Origin of the sequence: Antiquaquibacter soli (assembly GCF_030580675.1) — a bacterium.
Taxonomy (GTDB): Bacteria; Actinomycetota; Actinomycetes; order Actinomycetales; family Microbacteriaceae; genus Rhodoglobus; species Rhodoglobus soli.
Window position 1 is genome coordinate 149,565 of record NZ_JAUQUB010000003.1, and the last position, 20,448, is coordinate 170,012.

The 20,448-nt window shown below is 66.9% G+C and carries 19 protein-coding genes; 10 read left to right on the forward strand and 9 right to left on the reverse strand.

Annotated features, from left to right (window positions below):
• Positions 1–25 precede the first annotated feature (25 nt).
• Both Q5716_RS12750 and Q5716_RS12755 read right to left on the reverse strand, forming a co-directional pair.
• A complete protein-coding gene (locus tag Q5716_RS12750; protein ID WP_305003529.1) occupies positions 26–1,759 on the reverse strand; it encodes a tetratricopeptide repeat protein in 1,734 nt (577 codons plus the stop codon).
• Positions 1,756–3,060: an ATP-binding protein gene (locus tag Q5716_RS12755; protein ID WP_434056616.1), complete on the reverse strand. Its 1,305-nt coding sequence runs from the start codon at positions 3,058–3,060 to the stop codon at positions 1,756–1,758. Before Q5716_RS12755 ends, Q5716_RS12750 begins: the two co-directional genes overlap by 4 nt.
• Positions 3,061–3,183: 123 nt before the next feature.
• On the opposite strand from Q5716_RS12755, the gene Q5716_RS12760 reads away from it, so the two are divergent.
• From Q5716_RS12760 to Q5716_RS12780, 5 genes are read left to right on the forward strand one after another with little or no spacing between them, the layout of a single operon-like run.
• Positions 3,184–3,831: a dienelactone hydrolase family protein gene (locus tag Q5716_RS12760; protein WP_305003531.1), complete on the forward strand. Its 648-nt coding sequence runs from the start codon at positions 3,184–3,186 to the stop codon at positions 3,829–3,831.
• 23 nt (positions 3,832–3,854) lie between these two features.
• Positions 3,855–4,151, forward strand: a complete 297-nt coding sequence (locus Q5716_RS12765; protein WP_305003532.1) for a DUF2470 domain-containing protein — start codon at positions 3,855–3,857, stop codon at positions 4,149–4,151.
• Between the two features lie 2 nt (positions 4,152–4,153).
• The gene (locus Q5716_RS12770; protein WP_305003533.1) at positions 4,154–4,540 is read left to right on the forward strand and encodes a DUF4383 domain-containing protein; all 387 of its coding nucleotides are present in this window, start codon (positions 4,154–4,156) and stop codon (positions 4,538–4,540) included.
• Entirely contained in the window at positions 4,537–5,034 is a 498-nt protein-coding gene (locus Q5716_RS12775) for a hypothetical protein (RefSeq protein ID WP_305003534.1), read from the forward strand. Before Q5716_RS12770 ends, Q5716_RS12775 begins: the two co-directional genes overlap by 4 nt.
• A gap of 53 nt (positions 5,035–5,087) precedes the next feature.
• Entirely contained in the window at positions 5,088–5,735 is a 648-nt protein-coding gene (locus tag Q5716_RS12780; protein ID WP_305003535.1) for a biliverdin-producing heme oxygenase, read from the forward strand.
• Between the two features lie 9 nt (positions 5,736–5,744).
• Here Q5716_RS12780 and Q5716_RS12785 read toward each other — a convergent pair whose 3' ends face one another.
• Positions 5,745–7,046: an ATP-dependent DNA helicase gene (locus Q5716_RS12785; protein WP_305003537.1), complete on the reverse strand. Its 1,302-nt coding sequence runs from the start codon at positions 7,044–7,046 to the stop codon at positions 5,745–5,747.
• 73 nt (positions 7,047–7,119) lie between these two features.
• On the opposite strand from Q5716_RS12785, the gene Q5716_RS12790 reads away from it, so the two are divergent.
• The gene (locus Q5716_RS12790; protein ID WP_305003538.1) at positions 7,120–8,088 is read left to right on the forward strand and encodes a hypothetical protein; all 969 of its coding nucleotides are present in this window, start codon (positions 7,120–7,122) and stop codon (positions 8,086–8,088) included.
• 128 nt (positions 8,089–8,216) lie between these two features.
• Here the strand turns inward: Q5716_RS12790 and Q5716_RS12795 are convergent, their stop codons facing one another.
• The 5 genes from Q5716_RS12795 to rpmB form a co-directional block, all read right to left on the reverse strand.
• Positions 8,217–10,205, reverse strand: a complete 1,989-nt coding sequence (locus Q5716_RS12795) for a bifunctional copper resistance protein CopD/cytochrome c oxidase assembly protein (protein ID WP_305003539.1) — start codon at positions 10,203–10,205, stop codon at positions 8,217–8,219.
• Between the two features lie 87 nt (positions 10,206–10,292).
• The gene (locus Q5716_RS12800) at positions 10,293–10,580 is read right to left on the reverse strand and encodes an HU family DNA-binding protein (RefSeq protein ID WP_305003540.1); all 288 of its coding nucleotides are present in this window, start codon (positions 10,578–10,580) and stop codon (positions 10,293–10,295) included.
• Between the two features lie 53 nt (positions 10,581–10,633).
• Positions 10,634–10,939: a 30S ribosomal protein S14 gene (gene rpsN, locus Q5716_RS12805; protein WP_305003541.1), complete on the reverse strand. Its 306-nt coding sequence runs from the start codon at positions 10,937–10,939 to the stop codon at positions 10,634–10,636.
• Positions 10,940–10,941: 2 nt separating this feature from the next.
• The gene (gene rpmG, locus Q5716_RS12810; RefSeq protein ID WP_305003542.1) at positions 10,942–11,109 is read right to left on the reverse strand and encodes a 50S ribosomal protein L33; all 168 of its coding nucleotides are present in this window, start codon (positions 11,107–11,109) and stop codon (positions 10,942–10,944) included.
• Entirely contained in the window at positions 11,109–11,345 is a 237-nt protein-coding gene (gene rpmB, locus Q5716_RS12815) for a 50S ribosomal protein L28 (RefSeq protein ID WP_305003543.1), read from the reverse strand. The genes rpmG and rpmB overlap by 1 nt, the downstream gene beginning before the upstream one ends.
• 337 nt (positions 11,346–11,682) lie before the next feature.
• Here rpmB and Q5716_RS12820 point away from each other — a divergent pair, with 337 nt between their 5' ends.
• From Q5716_RS12820 to Q5716_RS12830, 3 genes are read left to right on the forward strand one after another with little or no spacing between them, the layout of a single operon-like run.
• Positions 11,683–13,632 carry a type I restriction-modification system subunit M gene (locus Q5716_RS12820; protein WP_305003544.1) on the forward strand — a complete coding sequence of 650 codons (1,950 nt, stop codon included), beginning with the start codon at positions 11,683–11,685 and terminating at the stop codon, positions 13,630–13,632.
• On the forward strand, positions 13,629–14,777 hold the full coding sequence (locus Q5716_RS12825) for a restriction endonuclease subunit S domain-containing protein (protein WP_305003545.1): 1,149 nt from the start codon (positions 13,629–13,631) through the stop codon (positions 14,775–14,777). Before Q5716_RS12820 ends, Q5716_RS12825 begins: the two co-directional genes overlap by 4 nt.
• Positions 14,774–17,869 (forward strand): type I restriction endonuclease subunit R, encoded by a 3,096-nt coding sequence (locus tag Q5716_RS12830; protein WP_305003546.1) that lies wholly within the window; start codon positions 14,774–14,776, stop codon positions 17,867–17,869. The genes Q5716_RS12825 and Q5716_RS12830 overlap by 4 nt, the downstream gene beginning before the upstream one ends.
• Before the next feature lie 48 nt (positions 17,870–17,917).
• On the opposite strand, the gene Q5716_RS12835 is transcribed toward Q5716_RS12830, so the two are convergent.
• Positions 17,918–18,991, reverse strand: a complete 1,074-nt coding sequence (locus tag Q5716_RS12835) for a restriction endonuclease (RefSeq protein WP_305003547.1) — start codon at positions 18,989–18,991, stop codon at positions 17,918–17,920.
• Between the two features lie 95 nt (positions 18,992–19,086).
• Between Q5716_RS12835 and Q5716_RS12840 the strand changes: the two genes are divergently transcribed.
• A complete protein-coding gene (locus Q5716_RS12840) occupies positions 19,087–20,328 on the forward strand; it encodes a threonine/serine exporter family protein (protein ID WP_305003548.1) in 1,242 nt (413 codons plus the stop codon).
• Positions 20,329–20,448 lie beyond the last annotated feature (120 nt).

Here is a 20,448-nt window from a genome sequence, read left to right on the forward strand (position 1 = left end):
GATCGCACCCGTAGCGGGCTAGTCCCTACGGCCCCACCGTCGGCGGCGGCGTGAACGTCGGTAGAGGCGGGAGCGTCGGCACATCGAAGTCGGGGATGTCGAGCTCGTCGAGGTCGTCGTTCATCTCCTCGATGCGCTCCTCGTTCTTGTCGACGATGCACGTGAGGCGCGACGCGTAGCGGCCGGTGCAGTCGTCGTAGAGATCGCTCGTGCTGTCGACCTGGATGTAGGTGCCGGCCGCGTCCCGCTCCGAGGGCAGCCACGGCGCCTGCACGATCGCGAGCACCGCGACCGCGGCGACGGCGAGCGAAACGACCCCAGCGACCGGTCCGCCTACGAGCGACGGGCGCACCCCGGGAGGAGCGTGGTCCACGTCGGCGAGGCGCGAGGCGATGGCTCGCGTGCGCCACAGCGCGTAGACCAGGGGGGACACCCACGCGGCCACCGCAAGCATGAGCACGGGAGCCGCGTCCGCGCGCGTGAGCACCGAGATCATGGCGGCAGGGATGCCCGCCAGCACGAGCACCACCACGCGCCAGGTGAGACTGCGCGCGATGCTCGACCGGGCGATCCGCGCCGACCGGAAGCCGAGCTCGGTCGGCGCGAAGATTCCGGACTCGATCGCCGCGTCGAAGTAGCGTCGATACCAGAGCACCGACGCGGCGGCCCCCACGACCGCCCCGACGACGAGCAGCAGAAGCAGCCAGCGGACGAGGGATGCTTCGCGCAACCACAGCAGGCACAGCACACCCACGACGCCGATGCCGACGGTGACGACGCTCGCCGTGAGCCGGAGCCGGGCATCCGCTCCGCCGCGCGTCATCCGACGCAGGTAGCCGCGCGGTGCCTTCGAGAGCACCGACCTGGTCGTGATCACGCGGAACAGCGGCCACACGACAGCGAACCCGGCACCCCAGTAGATGTTGTGCAGGCTCGGACCGCTGCCCATGGCGGCGCCGACCGAGAGCGCAACGATGGCGATCATGATGAGCGGTGTGTCCACGAGCCGGAGCAGCTGGCCCCAGACCCGGCCGAACAGCACCTGGCCCGCCTGCACGTTGTCGGGAGCCATCCCGAGCAGCTCGCCGAGAGCGGTGACCTGGTTCGCGACGTGCGGGAGTCCGCCCTGGTCGGTAGCGCTCGTCGGGGTGTAGTCGCCGATGAGCACAGCGCGCATGAAGAGCAGGGACTGGTCCTGGGGGGCGACCGCGAGTCCCCTCGCGACGAAGCCCTTCGCCGCGTCGGTGTCGCCGAGCGACCGGTAGATCTCGGCCGCGCTGCGCAACGTCGAGGGCGACTCCGGCTCGAGCTCCAACGCCGAAGCCACGCGGGCGATCGCAAGCTCGCGGTCCGCGGCGCTGATGGGCCCCTCTACAGCGAGGAGGGCGATCTGCAGGTGGTACCGGGCAGTCTGCGGGTCGAGCTCGAGCGCACGGTCGGCGGCGAGCCGGGCATCCTTCAGGTCACCGAGCGACGAGTGCGCAACGGACAGCAGGAACAAGCACAGCGCGTCCTCGGGCTGCGCAGCGACGAGCTCGACGAGGAGCGGCTTCGCCTCGGCGGGGCGCTCGGCCTTGAGCAGCAGCCACGCCTCGAGGGTGAGGAGGGCGGTGTCATCCGGAGCGTGGCGCAGTCCCTCCTCGGCGGCGGTGAGCGCGTCGTCGAGCTTGCCGAGGTCGCCGAGCGCTTTCGCCTTCCGCAGCGCGAGAACGGCCGGGTCGATCGGCTCGGATGCTCCGGATGCCCCCGCTCCGGTCACAGCATCTTCCTCGACTTCAGGTACTCCTCGAGGTCGTCGTACCGGCCGTCCTCGTTCGCGAACGTCACGACGTTGCGGGCCGACTGGAGCCACGGCATGATGCTCGGCTTGATCTCGCCGAGCGCCTTGCCGACGTCCTTCATGTCGATCGGCCGCACGGTGCCCGAGTTGATGGAGTCGCTCATCGCGCGCTCGGCGGCCGTCGCGACGATGTGCGCGAGGTCGGCGCCGGAGAAGCCGTCGGTCTTGGCGACGACCGCGTCGATGTCGATGCCCGCAATGGGCCGGCCAGAGAAGTGGTGGCGCAGGATCGCGGCTCGCGCCGGCTCGTCGGGCGGGAGCACGAGCACCGTGCGGTCGAAGCGGCCCGGGCGCATGAGGGCGGTGTCGACATCCCACGGGTGGTTGGTCGCGCCGAGGAGGAAGACGCCGTCGTTGTCGGAGCCGATGCCGTCCATCTCCTGCAGCATCTGGTTGACGACGTTGCGCATCCAGCCGACGTTCATGTACTGCGATCGCTTGCCGCCGAGGGCATCGAGCTCGTCGATGAACACCACGCACGGCGCGAGCTGACGGGCGCGCTGGAACACCCGGTGCACGTTCTGCTCGCTCTCGCCGATGATGCCGCCGAGGATGTCGGCGAGCGTCACGCTCAGGAAGTTCGCCCCGAGCTCGCCGGCGATCGCTCGCGCGATGAACGTCTTGCCCGTGCCGGGAGGGCCGTACAGCAGCAGCCCGCCGCGGAGGCTCTTGCCGAACGCCTTCGCGATCTCCGGGTTGCGCATCGGTTCGAGGAACGCGATGCGGATGCGCTCCTTCACCTGGTCGAGCCCGCCGACGTCGTCGAGGGTGATGTGCTCCTTGGTGACCTCGCCGAGCCCCTCGTACGCGAGCGGGTCGGGGCCGGTGCTCGCCTGCGCGAACGGCGGCGGCACGTCGACGGCCAAGTCCTGCTCGAGGGCGTGCCAGTCGATGTCGGGATGCTCCGGGTCCGGTGCCGGCACGGCGGTGGCGGGTTGCTCGGGCGCGGGCGGCTCCTCGCCGCTCGCTGAGGCACTCGACGGGGACGCCGAGCTGACGTCGGTGAGTGAGGCGGAGCCGGGTGCCGAGGCATCCCGCAGCAGCGCGAGCGCGTCGGCGTCGTTCGGCGCGGTCCGCAGTGCAGCGCTCGCCTGCTCGAGGGCCTCGGGCGATCGGCCCGCCTCCAGCAGCAGCCGACCGTAGTGCACGCGCAACGCGGTCGAGTCCGGAGCCGCCGCGACGGCAGCGGCCAGGGCGTCGAGGATCTCGCTCACGGGCATCCCCCAAAGGTTGTCGAGGATTCCACGCTACCGGAGGACCGGGCGGGGTGTCACCCGAACGGGGTACGAATGCCGGAGGGCCGACCTCGACCGCACACGAGGGCCGTGGCTAGCATCGGGGGTATGACCGAGCTCGTGCCGATACCGTCGCCGGGCATCCCGGTGTTCTTCGGCACACCGGGGGACCCCGTCGTGGTGATCGTCCACGACATCTACGGCCGGTTGCCCGGGCTCGTGTCGTTCGCGGAGGCGCTCGCGAGCCGCGGCCTCCGCGTCGCCGTCGTCGACCTGTACGACGGAGTGTGCACCGTCGACACCCCCACAGCCCAGGGCCTCATGGGCAACCTCGACATCGGCACGGCCCTCGCCGAGATCGACGATGCCATCGCCGGCGCGCAGGAGTCCGGCGACGAGAAGGTCGCCCTCGTGGGCTTCTCCCTCGGTGGATGGCTCGCGCTCCTGCACGCGCAGGCCGGGGCCGCGGACGCCGTCGTCGCCTACTACGCGAGCCTCGCCCCGCAGGACCACGGCGTCATCCCCTGCCCGGTGCTGCTGCACTGGGCCGAGACCGACGAGTGGGACGCGGGCGAGGAGCCCGAGCCGTTCGTCTCCCGCCTCAAGGACCACGGCACGCCCGTCACCGAGCACCGCTACATCGGCACCCGCCACTCGTTCGCGAACGCGAGTCTGCCGGGAAAGGTGGATGCCCAGGCCGCTGCCCTCGCATTCGCCCGCACTGCCGTGTTCCTCGAGAAGCACCTGAAGGAGTAGCGGCCGGCGGGTAGCGTTGTCCCGTGCCCACCTTCTCCGACGACGTCGTGGCGGCCGTGCTCCACCACATGAACGACGACCACACCGACGACAGCCTGCTCATCGTGCGCGCCTTTGCCGACCCCGCCGCGTCCACGGCCACGATGACGACCCTCGACCACCTCGGCGGCACGTGGGAGTACGAGGTGGACGGGCAGACCCGCACCGCGACGGTGCCGTGGTCGAAAGAGATCTCCGAGCGGGCCGAGATCCGCCGCGAGGTCGTGTTCCTCTACGACGACGCGTGCGAGAAGCTCGGCGTCGAGCCGCGAGAGCACTGACTGTGCGCGTCGCGAACCGGGTGGTCGGTCTCGTGACCGGGTCGCTCTTCGTGCTACTCGGCCTCGTCGGACTCGTGGTGTCGTGGGGCGGCGGCTTCGCCGGCCTGGGGGTCTCGCTCGGGGGCGTTATCGCGATCAACCCGGCGCTGTCGGTCATGCTGATCGCCCTCGGGGGCACCGTACTCGCCGCCGCCCTGGTGAGCCTCCGGGCGTCGCGCACCGCGAACGCGTGGGTCGGCTTCGGGTTCCTCGTGCTCGGTTTCGTCGGGCTGTTCCTCGTCGGCCCGGAGCCGAACGTGCTCGTGCTCACCTCGACCGCCAACGCGATCCACTTCGCCGCGTCGGCTCTCCTGCTCGCCGTCGGCCTCGGAGCGAACCGGCCCTCGTGAGCCCGCTCACGCGCGTCTGGGTGTCGTTCGCGGCGATCGGCGCCGGGCTCATCCACGTCGCCCTCGTCGTCGGCGCCCCCGCGTGGGCGGCGGTGCTCGTCGGGATGCTCGGCCTCGCCGAATTCGTCTGGGGCGCCATCACGTTCTCCCGTGACGCCCCGCCCGTGCCGCGCGTCGCCCTCGTCGTGGCGCTCGTGCCCGTGCTGCTCTGGGTGGTGGGGCTCGTGACGCGCACCGTGCCGGAGACGTTCGCGCCGTTATCCCTGGGGGTGGCGAGCCTGTTCACGCTGTTCGTGGCGGCAGCCCTCGGGGTGCACCTGCGGTCGGGGCCGCGCGCGGGCATCCCGGGCACGGTCCGATTCGCAGTGGGGCTCGTCGCCGCGCTCGTCGTGGTGGTCGCGCTCACCCTGCCCGCGCTCGGCGCCACCGTCGTGGGCGGCGGCCACCCCGGGGGCGTCGAATCGCCCTTCGACGAACACGGGCACAGCGGCTAAACTAAGGGTCGCCTTACCCGCCGCACCACGCACGCCGCACGTCAGGAGCTCCCGTGTCTGTCATCCCCTTCTCGCAGGCACTCCGCGAGCGCACCTGGTCGTCGCACGGCGACAGCGAGGGCGCCAGCTTCATGAAGGACCTCATGACCGGCGCGGGCACCCGCGAGGACTACATCGCGCTCGTCGCCCAGCACTACTTCATCTACGAGGCGCTCGAGGCGGCCGCGGCGCGCTTCGCGAGCGACCCCGTCGCGTCCGCGTTCATCTCCCCGCAGCTGACCCGGATGCCCGCCCTCGAGCAGGACCTCGAGTTCCTCCTGGGTGCCGACTGGCGCTCCGCGATCTCCCCGCTCCCGACGACCGTGCGCTACGTGCAGCGCATCGACGAGGTCGCCGCCGAGGGCTGGGCGGGCGGCTTCATCGCCCACCACTACACCCGGTACATGGGCGACCTGTCGGGCGGCCAGGCGATCGGGCGGCTCATGCAGCGCCACTTCGGGTTCGAGACGAACGGCGTCGGGTTCTACCTGTTCGACCAGATCGCGAGCCCCAAGGAGTTCAAGGAGACCTACCGCGAGCAGCTCGACGCGGTCGAGTGGTCGCCGGAGGAGCGCGAGCGCGTCATCGACGAGGTGATCGTCGCATACCGCTTCAACACGGAGCTGTTCATCGACCTGAGCGCGGCGAAGGCGGCGGCGTAGCGCGCACCACTACGCCTGAATCGCCGGGATCGCCTGCACCCGCGTCATGAACCGCACCACGTTCTCGTCGACGATGATGTCGCTCGGGCGCAGGGGGCGGGTGAGGTAGAGCCCCTCGAGGTCGGTGATGCGGCTGAGCGCCACATACGTCTGGCCCGGCGCGAACGAGCGCGGGCCGAGGTCGACGATCGCCCGGTCGTACGTCTTGCCCTGCGACTTGTGGATGGTCACCGCCCACGCGAGCCGCAGCGGGAACTGGGTGAACTCGGCCACGACGTCCTTGCGCAGCGACTTCGTGAGCGGCGAGTACGAGTACCGGAACTTCTCCCACACCGCCGGCTTCACCTCGTGCCGGGTGCCGTCGATCTCCACCCACACGGTCGAGTCGATCTTGAGCACCGTGCCCACCGAGCCGTTCACCCAGCGCGGCGGGCCGCCGTCCCACTGGGTGTCGTTGCGGAGGAACATCACCCGCGCGCCCACCTTGAGGTCGAGCGCCTCGTCGGCCGGGAAGGTGCGGCCGCCGAACTCCCCGTTGATCTCCGCCCGCGCCGTGAGCGCCCGGCCGGGGAGTCGGGAGAGCTCGGTCGCGTTGATGCGGGTGACGGTCGCGTTGGTGGAGGCGAGCGTGATGGCGCCGTCCGTGGGGGCGGGGCGCGCGCCGGTGGTGTTGAGCCGCTCGGCGATCTCGGCGGTCACCATTCCGTGTCGCACGGCGTTGAGCATCCACTTGAACTCGCTGTCGGACTGCCGGTGGATGGTCGCGAGCTCGTAGACGGTGAGGTCGGTCTCGTCCCACACCTTCGCGTCGAAGAACCACATGGAGCGGTAGTGGTCGGCGAAGTAGGCCCGCTCGTCGCCCTCGCCGGGCACCGGGGCGAGCTGGTACGGGTCGCCGAAGAGCACGACCTGCACGCCGCCGAACGCCTCGTTCTTGCGGCCGCGGGCCTGGCGCAGCGACCGGTCGATCGCATCCAGCAGGTCGGCGTTGACCATGGAGACCTCGTCGATGACGAGCGTCTCGATGGAGTTCAGCAGTTTGCGCAGCTCATCGGACTGCTCGATGTCGTGGTCGGCGATGACCCCGATCGGCAGGCGGAAGAGCGAGTGGATGGTCTGGCCCCCCACATTGAGGGCGGCGACACCGGTCGGCGCGCAGATGACGAGCTGCTTGGAGGTCTCCTCGGAGAGGTAGGTGAGCAGCGTCGACTTGCCGGTGCCGGCGCGGCCGGTGACGAAGATGTTGTCCATCGTCGTCTCGATGCGATCGAAGACGGCCTGCTGCTCGGGGGAGAGAGGGACGTCGGCCACCGGTCCACTGTAGTTCCGCGCGCGGGCGCAATCGCTCAGGCTCGGGCGCACTGAGGAAACGTAGAATGTGGGGATGCGCCGCGAGCTGATCACCTGGTCCGTGGTGGCCGCGATCCTGCTCGGCGCCTTCGGCCTCACGGTGCTCGTGCTCAACAACACGGTCTACAACGCGTCCGGTTTCGTGCGCAGCTACCTCGACACCCTGGCCCGCAAGGATGCGGCGGGGGCCCTCGAGATGATCGGCGCCTACGACAACCCGGACGAGGCATCCGACACCCTGCTGCGCCGCGCCGCCATGAGCGAGCTCACCGACATCCGCCTCACGAGCGACATCGAGGTCGAAGGCGGGGTGCACAAGGTCACGTTCACCTACAAGGCGGACGGCGCCCCCGGCCGCACCACGTTCGAGGTGAAGGCGACGGGGCTCGCCTTCGGGCTCTTCCCCTCCTGGGAGTTCGTGACCGGCCCGCTCTCCACCATGTACGTGACGGTCGTCGGGGATGCCCGCTTCTCCGCTAACGGCATCGACCTCGTGAGCCCCACCCCGAACGATCCCGCCGGGTACCTGGTGTTCACGCCGTCGAGCATCCGCCTCAACCACGACACCACCTACCTCGACGCGGAGCCGGTCACCGTCTCGGTGGCGGACGCCGGAGCATCCGTGCCCACCGCGCTCATGGTGAAGCCGAACGCGCTCATGCTCGAGCGGGTGCAGGAGCAGGTCGACGACATCCTCGACACGTGCGCCACCCAGCAGGTGCTGATGCCGACGGGATGCCCGTTCGGCCAGTCCATGGGCAACCGCATCATCACCGCCCCGGCGTGGTCGATCGTGCAGTACCCCCAGGTGAGCCTGCGCGCCGGCGACCGGTCGGGGGACTGGATCGTCCCCTCGACGCCCGCGACGGCGCACCTCGTCGTCGACGTGCGGAGCCTGTTCGACGGCTCGGTGTCGACGTTCGACGAGGACGTGCCGTTCTCGGTGAGCTACTCGGTGGCGTTCCTGCCGGGCGACGAGCTGCTGGTCACGACGCGGTTCTAGGGCTGGCTAGCCTCCCGGGGGCCGTGCATCCCCCGCCCTTCTTCCTCGCGCGGGAGTTGCTGCCGCCCGCGGGTGCTGCAACACCCGCGCACCGCACTAACTCCCGCGCGAGCGACAACCACCCTCGGCTAGACCGGCCGCCCGCTCTTCGCCCGCTCGGCGAGCATCCGGTTGTACTCCTCGAGCTCGGCGTCGCCATCGCGGTCGGCCTGCCGGTCGCGGCGCTTGGTCTCCCGTTCGTCCGACCTCGACCACAGGAACACGATGGTGAGAGCGATGATCGCGTTGGGGATCTCGCCGACGCTCCACGCGATGCCGCCGCCGGCCTGCTGGTCCTCGATGGCGGTCACGCCGGTGTCCCAGCCCATCGCCCCGTACCAGTCGGCGAGCAGGAGGCCGGTTCCGCTCATGATCGCGAGGCCGAAGAACGCGTGGAAGGCCATCGTCGCGAGCAGGATGACGAGCCGCACCGGGTAGGGCAGCCGCTGCGGTGACGGGTCGATGCCGATGAGCGACTGCACGAACAGGTACCCGGAGAGCAGGAAGTGCACGATCATCCACTCGTGCCCGACGTGGTTGGTGGTCGCCCAGCTGAATACCGGCGTGTAGTAGAACACCCACAGCGAGGCCGTGAAGATCGCCGCAGCGACGATCGGGTTGGCGAGGATCGCGAACGGCTTCGAGTGCACGAGGATGAGCAGCCACTCGCGGATGCCCCGGCTCCCGTCATCCCGCTTGTGGATGGCGCGCAGCGCGAGCGTGATGGGGGCGCCGGGCACGAGGAGCACCGGCACCATCATCCCGAGGGTCATGTGGGCGAGCATGTGCGAGCTGAACAGGAACTTCTCGTACACGTTCACGCCGCCGTTGGTGACCCACAGCAGCACGAGCATGCCGAGCACCCAGAGCACGGTGCGGTACCAGGGCCAGCGGTCGCCGCGGCGGTGCAGCCGGATGACCCCCCAGATGTAGAACAGGATGCCGAAGCCGCAGATCAGCAGCCACAGGATGTCGAGGTTCCACATCGTGAGGTAGTTCTCGAAGCTCGGCGGGGGCGGCAGCGGCCTGCCGGTGAGGATTTCGGCGGGGCTCGGGTCGGTGAGCTCGCTCGTCGGCACCTCGGGCACGGGGGTGGCGGTGCGGGCGAGGGCGGCGGCCGCACCCGAGGCGACGCCCATGAACGCGAGCTCGCCGGCGACGAGCGCCCAGAACCACGGGCGCTCGCTTGTGCCCGGCTTCTCGATGCGCCGGATGACGAACCGTCGCTGCACGGCCCCGAAGGCACCGAGTGCCAGCAGTGCCAGCACCTTCACGATCACGAGAGCACCGTACGGCGACCACAGGTTCTCGATCGTCTCGACGCGGATGAGCGCGCTCACGTAGCCGGACACCGCGACCACCACGAAGCACACCAGTGCCACCGTCGAGTAGCGGCGCAGGATGACGGCGAGCCTGCCTTTCTCAAGGGCGCCGCGCACGAGCACGAGGGTGAGGAGTCCGCCGAGCCAGGCGGCGGCGAACAGCACGTGGAGGAACAGGGCGGTGCTGGCGGCGTCGTGGTTGGCGGTGCCGCCTCGGTGTCCCTGGAGGGTGGGCGGGAGCATCCCGTACGCGGCGAGCGCGGTGACGAACGCGACGAGGGTCTGGTTGCGGACGGCGAAGCAGAGGGCGGTGACGCCGGCGGCGACGAGGGTGGTGGTGAGCCAGGCCTGGCCGATCTCGGTGGTGGTGAGGAAGCTGGCGAGGGTGTCGCCGAATGCTTCGTCGAAGCGCACCGGTTGGCTGTAGACGGTGAGGAAGGTGAAGAAGCCGGTGGTTCCGGCGGCGACGGTCCAGACGGCGGCGGAGGCGGCCGCGATGTCGAGGGCTTGGTTGTACTCGGTGCGCGTGGCATCCAGCGCGAAGCAGGCGAGGAGGAGGGACCCGAGCGCGCCGGCGCCGGCGAGGTTGACGAGCAGGGTGGAGATGGGGAGCCCGTAGCGCACGACGGGCCCGGGGTCGAGGCTCTCGATGAGGGAGGGGTCGGCCCCGCCGCCGAACGCGAGGCCGACGAGGAGTGCGGCGAGCGCTGCGAGAAGGAGGATCGCGGGCAGGGCGATCCGGAGCAGGCGAGGCACGGGGTTAACCCTACGGCGGGCTGGCTGGGACTTAACGACGAAGGGCGGCGACCCTGTCGGATCGCCGCCCTGTCGTCTGTAGGGCTACTACTTGGCCGCGGCCTTGAGCTTGCTGCCGGCGGAGAGCTTGACGCCGTAGGACGCCTTGATCTCGATGGCCTCACCCGTCTGCGGGTTGCGGCCGGTGCGGGCGGCGCGGTGGGTGCGCTCGACGGCGAGCCATCCGGGGATCGACACCTTGGTGCCCTCGCCGACCGAGGTCGACAGCACGGAGAAGATCGCGTCGACGACGCCGTTCACGGTCGCCTGGCTCTGGCCAGACTCAGCGGCAACTGCCGCGACGAACTCGGTACGGTTCAGTGACTTGTCAGCCATGGGTGTCCTCCTCGGACTATGCATTTAGGTGGTGCGCTTGTAGCGCCTGAAATCTACCAGCTTGACTTGGTGATTCCGGGCAACTCGCCCCGGTGTGCCATATCGCGGAAACGGACACGGGAGATGCCGAACTGCGAGAGGAAACCGCGGGGACGACCGTCGATCGAGTCGCGTCCACGGACGCGGATCGGGGATGCATCGCGCGGGAGCTTCTGCAGGGCGACGCGAGCGGCCTCTCGCGACTCGTCGGTGCCGTTGGGGTCGACGAGTGCCTTCTTCAGCTCGAGACGGCGGGCGGCGTAGCGCGCGACGATGACCTTGCGCTGCTCGTTCTTGGCGATCTTGCTCTTCTTGGCCATGGTTAGCGCTCCTCGCGGAATTCGACGTGCTGGCGGATCACCGGGTCGTACTTCTTGAGCACGAGGCGATCGGGGTTGTTGCGACGGTTCTTCTTCGTCACGTAGGTGTAGCCGGTGCCCGCGGTGGAGCGGAGCTTGATGATGGGACGGATGTCCTGCTGCTTGGCCATTAGAGCTTGACCCCCTTCGCGAGCAGGTCCTTCACGACCGACTCGATGCCGCGTGCGTCGATGACCTTGATGCCCTTGGCGGACAGCGTCAGCGTGACGTTACGACGAAGCGAAGGCACGTAGTAGGTCTTCTTCTGGATGTTCGGGTCGAACCGACGCTTGGTGCGACGGTGCGAGTGCGAGATGTTGTGCCCAAAGCCGGGAACGGCTCCGGTCACCTGGCAGACTGCTGCCATGGCGGTACTCCTGTTCTGGTTACCGTAGGACTTCCTTGCGGGATGCCCTACCCAAGATCACTTGTCGGCACGCCTTGATCCCCGAGAGTGCTGCGGTGGGGAGGCATACGATGTGCGCGGATGCGCAACCTGTATAGGGTACGCGACTTGTGTCGCCGCCACAACTGCGCAAGTCACGTGTGGCTCCGCTCCATTCCCTCGCGCATCAGCCCCGGTGTGGGGGTGCTCGGTTTCAAGTCCGCCGAGCTAAATTCACACATATGGCGAACGGTTGCCCCGGGTCCGGTGTCTCGAACTGCAGCCACACAAACGCCTAAGGAAGTAGGAGCTCCACTCTGTGGTGAATCACGTCAACTTCATCTGGAACATCGCCGAGTCCCTACGCGGGCCGTTCAAGCCGTCCGAGTACGGGTCTGTAGTGCTGCCCTTCACCGTATTGCGCCGTCTCGACGCGGTGCTGGCGGACACGAAAGCTGAGGTGCTCGCGGCATACTCAACGACGGCGGGCAAACCCGACGTGCTACGCGACCTCGAATTGCGCGAGGCGGCCGGGCAAGACTTCTACAACACAAGCCCATTCGACTTCGGCAAACTAATCGCCGACCCGCAAGACTTGCGCTCCAACATGGCCGTCTACCTGGCCGGGTTCTCGACAAACGTGCGAGACATCTTCGAGCGGTTTGAGTTCGAGAAGACTATTAACAAGCTCACCGAGAAGAACAAGCTGTTCGCGGTGACGGAGAAGTTCGCGCAAGCCGACTTTCACCCGCGCACAGTCAGCAACATCCAGATGGGGCTCGTCTTCGAGGAGCTGATCCGGTGGGCGAATGAGCGGTCGAACGAGACCGCCGGCGACCACTACACTCCCCGCGAGGTCATCTCGCTGATGGTGCAGCTGCTGTTCGCCCTCGACGACGACGCACTCACCAAGTCGGGTGTCGTTCGATCGATTTACGACCCAACCGCGGGAACTGGCGGAATGCTGTCGGTCGCCGAAGAGCACTTGCGCCGGCTCAATCCCGGTATCCAACTCAGCCTCTATGGCCAGGACTACAACGACGCCTCCTACGCGATCTGCAAGGCCGACATGGTCATCAAGGGCCAGGACGTCGACAACATCGCGCTCGGCGACACCCTCACCGAGGACGCCTTCGAGGACAAGAAGTTTGACTACGGGCTCTCCAACCCGCCATTCGGGGTCGATTGGAAGGACCAACGGGCCCTTATCGAAGACGAGCACACAAAGCTCGGCTTCAAGGGTCGCTTCGGACCGGGCACTCCGGCCGTCAGCGATGGAGCGATGCTGTTTCTGCTGCACCTGGTTTCCAAGATGCGCAAGCCCGAAGACGGCGGGTCGCGGATGGCGATAGTGCTCAGCGGGTCTCCGCTATTCTCCGGCGGCGCCGGCAGCGGCGAGTCGAACATCCGGAAGTGGCTCCTTGAGAACGACATGGTTGAAGCGATCATCGGCCTGCCAAAGGACATGTTTTACAACACCGGCATCTCGACCTACATCTGGGTGCTCACTAACCGCAAGCAGAACGAACGCCGCGGGCACGTGCAGCTGATCGACGCACGGGAGATGGTCACCAAGCTCCGCAAGGGGCTCGGATCCAAGCGCAACGAGCTTTCGTCCGAGGACATCCGCACGATCGTCGAGTGTTACTCCGTTTTTGAACCAAACAAGCACTCCAAGATCTTCCGTAACGAAGACTTCCTCTACCGCACGATCACAGTCGAACGTCCGCTGAAGCTCAACTGGCGGGCGACGCCCGAGCGCGTCGACACCGTGTTCGAAGCAAAGACCGTGCAGAAATTGAACGAAGCGGATGCCGTCGCCCTTCGTGCCACTCTCAACCGGCTCGGACCTGACCGAGCTTGGAAGAACCGTGCCGAGTTTCATAAGTCCTTAAAAAATGCTGCGAAAGCCGAAGGCCTGACCCTGCCCGCACCGCTGATCAAGAGCGTGACGACGGAACTCAGCGAGCAGGACGACACGGCCGACATTTGCCGCGACGCTAAGGGCAATCCCGAACCCGACCCGTCGCTTCGCGACACCGAGAACGTCCCGTGGGACGAAGACATCGACACCTACGCCGCTCGGGAAGTGCTCCCCTACGCCCCGGAGGCCTGGGTTGACCGCACCAAGACCAAAGAGGGCGCCGAGATCCCATTCACGCGTCATTTTTATCAGTACATGCCGCCGCGAGCCCTGGAGGAGATCGACCGCGACCTTGAACGCGCTATGGACGAACTCCGCGCGATGCTCGCCGAGGTAGAACGGTGACCTGGACACCATTCGGGCGCATCGTGCGCTTGGTAACCGAGCGAGCTTCCGAACACGGAAGCTTCCGCATCGGGCTCGAAGCCGTCGAGAAGTCGACCGGGCGACTTCTCGACGACGTAGAGGCTGAGTATGCCGGCGACGGAATTGTCTTTCGTTCCGGGGACGTGCTTTTTGGGAAGCTCCGGCCCAACCTCCGCAAGGCATGGCTCGCTAGCCGCGATGGGGAAGCAGTCGGCGACTTTCACGTCTACCGGCCTAATCGCGAGCTATTGGTGCCGCGCTACCTAGCGTATCTCGTGCTCTCCGAGCCATTCTTGGAGCCAGTGATTGCGTCGGTTTACGGTGCCAAGATGCCGCGAGCGGACTGGAACGGAGTAAAGCAGATCGGGGTGTGGGCCCCTGCGCTCGAAGCGCAGCGTGCGATTGCGGACTATCTGGATCGGGAGACGTCGCAGATCGACGCGTTCATCGCGAAGAACGAGGAACTGATCGCCCTCCTCACCGAACGGCATGAGGCTCAGAGTTTGCGGCTACTTCTCGAGCAGCCGACGACCCAGCGGGTGCCGCTCAAGGCCGTTTTGCGGAAGCTTCGTCGTATCGCTCCTGACGATGCCCCAGTTGTGACGGCTTTTCGGGACGGCCAGGTCACGAGCCGGGCAAATCGGCGGATTGACGGCTTCACTGAAACCGAGACCGAGAGCCGAGGCGCATATCAAGGTGTAAAGACGGGCGACGTTGTTTATCACGGACTCGATGGATTCGCTGGCGCGGTGGGCGTCGCCGAATCAGACGGGATTTGCTCGCCCGTCTATCACGTGTGTGAGGTGACTTCGCGGGCAGATCCTGAGTACATTGCCCGGCTGCTTCGGGCGCTCGGAAAGAGCGGCTTTCTCGAAGCCTACGCATGGAGCGTGCGCCAACGGAGCGTCGACTACCGGAACTGGTCGACGTTCGCACAGCTAGTTGTCGACCTTCCTGCGATCGATGTTCAGCGCGAGGTCATTGAAGCCCTGTCAGCAGCGGATGAGCGCATGGGTAGGGCAGTTACGATTGCGCGCCGGAGTATCGAGCTTGCGCGCGAGCGGCGAGCAGCGCTGATCTCGGCGGCGGTGACGGGGAAGGTCGATGTGGGGGTGGCGACATGAGCAACGCGGCTGGCGCGCACCTTGAATCGGTGCTTGAGATAGAGATCGCGGAGCACCTTGCCGCGCACGGGTGGCTGTATTCATCGACCGATGCGGGCTACGACCGCTCGCTCGCGCTCCTGCCTGAGGATGTGCTCAGCTGGCTCGAGGACTCGCAACAGGCGGAGTTCGAGAAGGTTGTGCGCCCGCACGACGCTCCGGAGAGGCGGGATGCGGCACGGCGTCTTCTACTTGAACGGCTGGCGAAGACACTTGACAACGATCCGCTGAAGAACGGCGGCACCATCCGCGTCCTTCACGACGGGTTCACGCTTGTGCCGCCCCACGGCGGAACGGCAAGGTTTAAGATGGCGCAGTTCCGCCCCGCCACCACCCATAACCCCGACACTCTCGGTGCCTACGCGAAGATGCGGTTGCGGGTAATGCGACAGGTGCATTATTCCGCGAAGCATCCGAACAAGGCCCTAGATCTGGTGCTGTTCATCAACGGCATCCCGGTCGCCACGATCGAGTTGAAGACGAACTTCACGCAGCCGATCGGGAACGCTGTTGCCCAGTACCGCTTCGATCGCGACCCGGCCGGAGAGCCACTGTTCGGGTTCGCGAGGCGGGCGCTCGTGCACTTCGTGCTGTCGAACTCTGAAGTGCGGATGACGACGCACCTGCGGGCAGCGAAGACGCGGTTCCTCCCGTTCAACAAAGGCTACGACCAAGGCGCAGGAAACCCGCCGAACCCTAACGGGTCAGCATCCTCTTACTTCTGGGAGGAGATCCTGCAACGCGACAGCTGGCTGCACCTGTTCGGGTCGTTCGTGCACCTGCAGGTCGAAATCGATACCGACCCCGACACGGGCAAGAAGACCCGCACCGAAAAGGTGCTCTTCCCGCGCTATCACCAGTGGCGTGCCGTCACCCGCCTCGTCGAAGCTGCCCGTGAGGAAGGCCCCGGTCACCGCTACCTCGTGCAGCACTCCGCAGGGTCGGGCAAGACGAACTCGATCTCGTGGCTCGCCCACCGTCTTTCACAGCTCCACGATGTAGACAACAGCCGGGTCTTCGACACGGTAGTCGTCGTCACCGACCGCACGGTGCTCGACAAGCAGCTGCAAGACGCCATCACGCAGTTCGAGAAGCAAGCCGGCGTGGTCCAGTCGATCACGAGAGACGGCAGTGAGTCCAAGTCCGCGCAGCTTGCGGCAGCGCTGACCGGCGGGAAGAACATTGTCATCGTCACGATCCAATCGTTCGAAGCCCTGATCACTGCGATCCAGACTCTCCCCGCGCTGCAGGGACGTCGCTTCGCCGTGATCGCCGACGAAGCGCACTCATCGCAGACAGGGTCCACGGCAGGTGCGCTCACCAAGGTGTTGTCGCCGGCCGAGCAAGCCGCGATCGCCGAAGGTGCGCCGATCGATTCCGACGCGTACTTGCAATGGGCAATGGAGGTCACAGCAGCAGCGCCGAACATCTCCTACTTCGCGTTCACTGCGACGCCGAAAGCGAAGACGCTGGAGCTGTTCGGCCGAGTGCCGGAAGGTGGAGATGCCCCCGAGCCATTCGACCTGTACTCGATGCAGCAGGCGATCGAGGAGGGCTTCATCCTTGACGTGCTTCAGAATTACACGCCCTACAAGGTGGCGTGGAAGCTGCAGCATCCTGGCGCCGACTACGACAGCGACCAGGAAGTCGACGAGTCGACAGCGGTGAAGGCGCTCGTGCAGTACGTTCGGCTGCACCCGACGAACATCAGTCAGAAGGCGAAGATTGTCGTCGACCACTTCCGCGCCTACGTGCGTCCGCTGCTGGACGGCAAGGCAAAGGCGATGGTTGTCACCGGTTCCCGCAAGGAAGCGGTGCGTTGGAAGAAGTACCTCGATAAGTACCTCGACTACGCGGGTGTCACCGATGTGCGCTCGCTCGTCGCCTTCTCCGGCACGGTTGAGGACCCGGAAGATGTCGGCGAGGGCCTCACCGAACGCACCCAAAACCCTGGCGCTCAAAGCGACCTAGCGGAGGCCTTCAAACCATCCACGTACAACGTGATGATCGTCGCCGAGAAGTTCCAAACCGGGTTCGACCAGCCGCGGCTGGTCGCGATGTACGTCGACAAGAGGCTCGGTGGCGTGCAGGCAGTGCAGACGCTCTCCCGCCTGAACCGCACGTATCCCGCCAAAGACAAGACGTTCGTGCTCGACTTCGTCAACGAACCCGGCGATGTGCTCGATGCATTCTTGCCCTACTACCGAAAGGCGCAACTGACGGGGATCACTGACCCAAATCTGATTTACGACCTGGCGACCAAGCTCGACTCGTCCGGAATCTACACAATGGACGAAGTTCGACAGGCGTTCGATGCCGCGCTCGCTGGGGGCACGAAAGCGAACTCCAAGGTGTCGGCTGCAACCGCGCCAGCCGTCGATAGGTTCGCGAAGCGGTGGTTCGACGCGGTGACGGATGCTGAGAAGGTAGACCAAGAATTGCTTCAGCTCTTCAAGAGCGACGTCGCAGCCTATGTGAAGTTCTACGACTTCATCTCCCAGGCACGCAATCTCGAGGACACCGACCTGCCTCGCAGGCACTATTTCTACAGGCGGATCTATCCCCAGTTGTCGACGGCGACGCTGATGGAACCAGTGGACGTCTCTAGCGTCACCCTCGTGGACTACAACATCACCAAATCTGGTTCCGTAAAACTCACGCTCGAGGCGGGAGCCAGCCTCGAGCCGATCACTGCGATCGGCTCTGGCGCAGTGCACGAGAAACACCGCACGAAACTTCAGGAAATCATCGACAAGCTCAACGAGCGGTTCGGCGCCAATTACGGCGAAGGCACCCCCGCCCTCGTCATGGGGCAGGTCATTGGCCGACTCGCAACCGACGAGGATCTGATCCATCAGGCGGAGGTGAATACTCCGGAGCAGTTCGCCGAATCGCCGGCACTCCCCAAAGCCTTTGCGAGGGCGGTCGTGGGGGTCCGCGATGAGACCCCACAGTTCATGGACGACCTCTTGGGCGACAGCGCGCTCTTCGCCGAGCTCAGCAAAGCGCTCCCTGCGATGCTCTACGAATTTCTGAAGTCCAAGGAGGACTGATCGACTTGCGGTGACCGGGCCGGTCGTGGATACGACAACAGGGCTTGGCTAGATCGCGCCCTCGTCGATCACCCAGGCTCGCCGCAGCGGAATCGCTTCCTTGATGCTCTCCGGCATGACCTCGTAGTGCTTGAGGAAGCGCTCGACGAGCTCCTCGGCATCCCACACGGCGACTCGCAGGCGCTGGGCATCCACCTTCGCTTGGGCCTGGGCCGTTAGTCCGCCGAGAGTCACTAGCAGGCCATGGTCCGCTTGGTGCTGACCGACCACACCGCCCAGCTGGTCGAGCACCTCGGAGCCGACACGACTGGTCTGGGATTTCACCTGCACGATGATCGTCGGCGCCGAGATTCCCAGAACGCCTGAGCCGGCGATGATGTCGATGCCTCCGTCGGCCCCCTTCGGTGGGACCTTGCACGTCATCCCCTCGGCGATCAGGAGCTCGGCGACGAGATCCTGGAGAGGGTAGCCGGAGAACTTCTCCTTGATGCGGCTCAGAATGCGGTCGCGTGAGTACCGGATGATGTCCTGGCCGTCGGCGGCGATCGCCTCGTCGGTGTCGACAACATCGGTGTCTTGTCGCGGAAGAGTGAGCGCGACGCCAGCCCGCGCGCCCGGATCGACCTCGGCGCCGGCCATGATCTTGCCGAGACGATAAGCCGCATCGTTGCGGCTGATCTGCACGACGGTGCTGAAGGCACCGAGCGAGTAGAGCAGGTCCTGGTTGATCGAGGCGCGCGACACATCCGTCCGCACCCACTCCACCGTTCGCACATGATTGAGCACGCCGGGCTCCGTGAGGTACTGGTAGGGGCCGGTCACCCGGCCCAGCGCCAAGCGGCCGACATTCTTCAGAGGGAGAACAACGAGGTCACCGATCTCCATGCGGTTGGCGAACGCGTTGAGCTGCGCTGCATAGTTCCCAATCGCGCCCTCCGACCGATCCGAGAGGATGGGCGCGACGAGGGCGCGCATCGCCGGGAGATCGTGCGCCACACTGAGGTCGCCGATCTCGTGGAAGTCCACGGCGGTGTAGCCCTCGTCGAGCATCCACTGATCGAAGCTGTAGTTCTTGGAACCGCGGACGAGCCAGGCGCGGGGCTGGTCAGTTTCGTGAGACACGCTCGGAGCCTACTCGGTGGGGCGAGCGGGCGTCACGCCGCTACGCTCTCCCTCAGCCGCGGTCCCCGCACCGCCCCAAGCGACGGAGGAGCCGCATGCCCGAACCCGCACCGGATGAAGAGGTCGAGGCGATCGGACGTCTCGGCGTCGCGCTCCTCGACGCGGGCTACGCCGTCACCGATGTGAGCCGCGTCGCGAAGGCCGTCGCGCGCAGCAACTCCGCCGAGTTCACCGTCGGCGCCCTGCCGACCGGCGTCTTCGTGGACGACGGCGACCGCACCCGCGTGCTCGTCTCCACCGGCACCTCGTTCACGTTCGAGCAGGTCGGGGTCGTCGGCAAGCTCGCCGCCGAAGCCGAGCGTGGCATGCCGTGGCCCCAGCTGCAGGCGGGCCTCGACCACCTCTACACGATGCGGCCCCGCTACCCGTTGTGGCTCTCGCTCCTGGGCTCCGGGCTAATCTCCGGCGGCATCGCGGTGGTGCTCGGCAATCCGTGGTGGGCTGTTGGCCTGGATGCTGCGCTGGGCATCCTCGTCGGCTACATCCTCACCGTCGCGGGACGCTACCCGCGCATCGCCGCCGTGCTCCCCTTCTTCTTGGCGCTCGTGATCGCGCTGCTCGTCGGGCTCACGGCGTCGCTCGCCGGCATCGCGGAGGTGCCGTTCTACGCGATCTCCGCGCCGCTCGTCATGCTCATCCCGGGCGCCGCGGTCACGAACGCGCTCATCGAGGTGAGCGCGGGCGACGTGGTCTCCGGCGGTGGGCGGTTGGTGTCGGGGCTGACGATCTGGGCGATGCTCGCAGCCGGCACGGTCGCCGGCGTGGGCATCCTGGGCGGACGGCTGGATGACACGGCCGTCGTCCTCGGAACCGGCGGCGGCCCCGCCCTCGCCGCCGTCGACCCCCTGTTCGCCTGGCCCGCTGTCGCGCTGCTCGCGATCGGGGTGGGGGTGTTCCTGTCGGCCACCATTCCGGTGACGCTCGTCATCACCGCGACGCTGCTCCTCGCCTACGCGGGCACCCTCGTGCTGACGCCGCTGCTCGGCGCGGGATTCGCGGCGGCCGTCACCGCGGCGGTGCTTCTCCTGGCGCTGCGCCTCCTCGAGCGCGGGTGGCCGAGCCTGCCCGCGATCGTCACGTTCCGGCCGGTGTTCTGGCTGCTCGTGCCCGGATCGCTCGGCCTCATCGCCGTCAGCAGCCTCGGCTCGGATGGCTCGGAGCACATGATCTGGACGACCGCGTCCACCGTGCTCGGGCTCGTCATCGGGGTGCAGGTCGGCGCGGTGGCGTCGGAGGCGTTCCGGTCGGGGCCGGGGCACAACGGGGAGCGGGGATAGACATACGCAACGGAATGACCTTGACGGGCCGAGGGCTCGTCCAGTCGCGGCAACCACGTAGTGCCCTGCGCTCGCTGCACGGCTGAGGATCGTGAGATCACGGCATCGACCCCCGTAGGG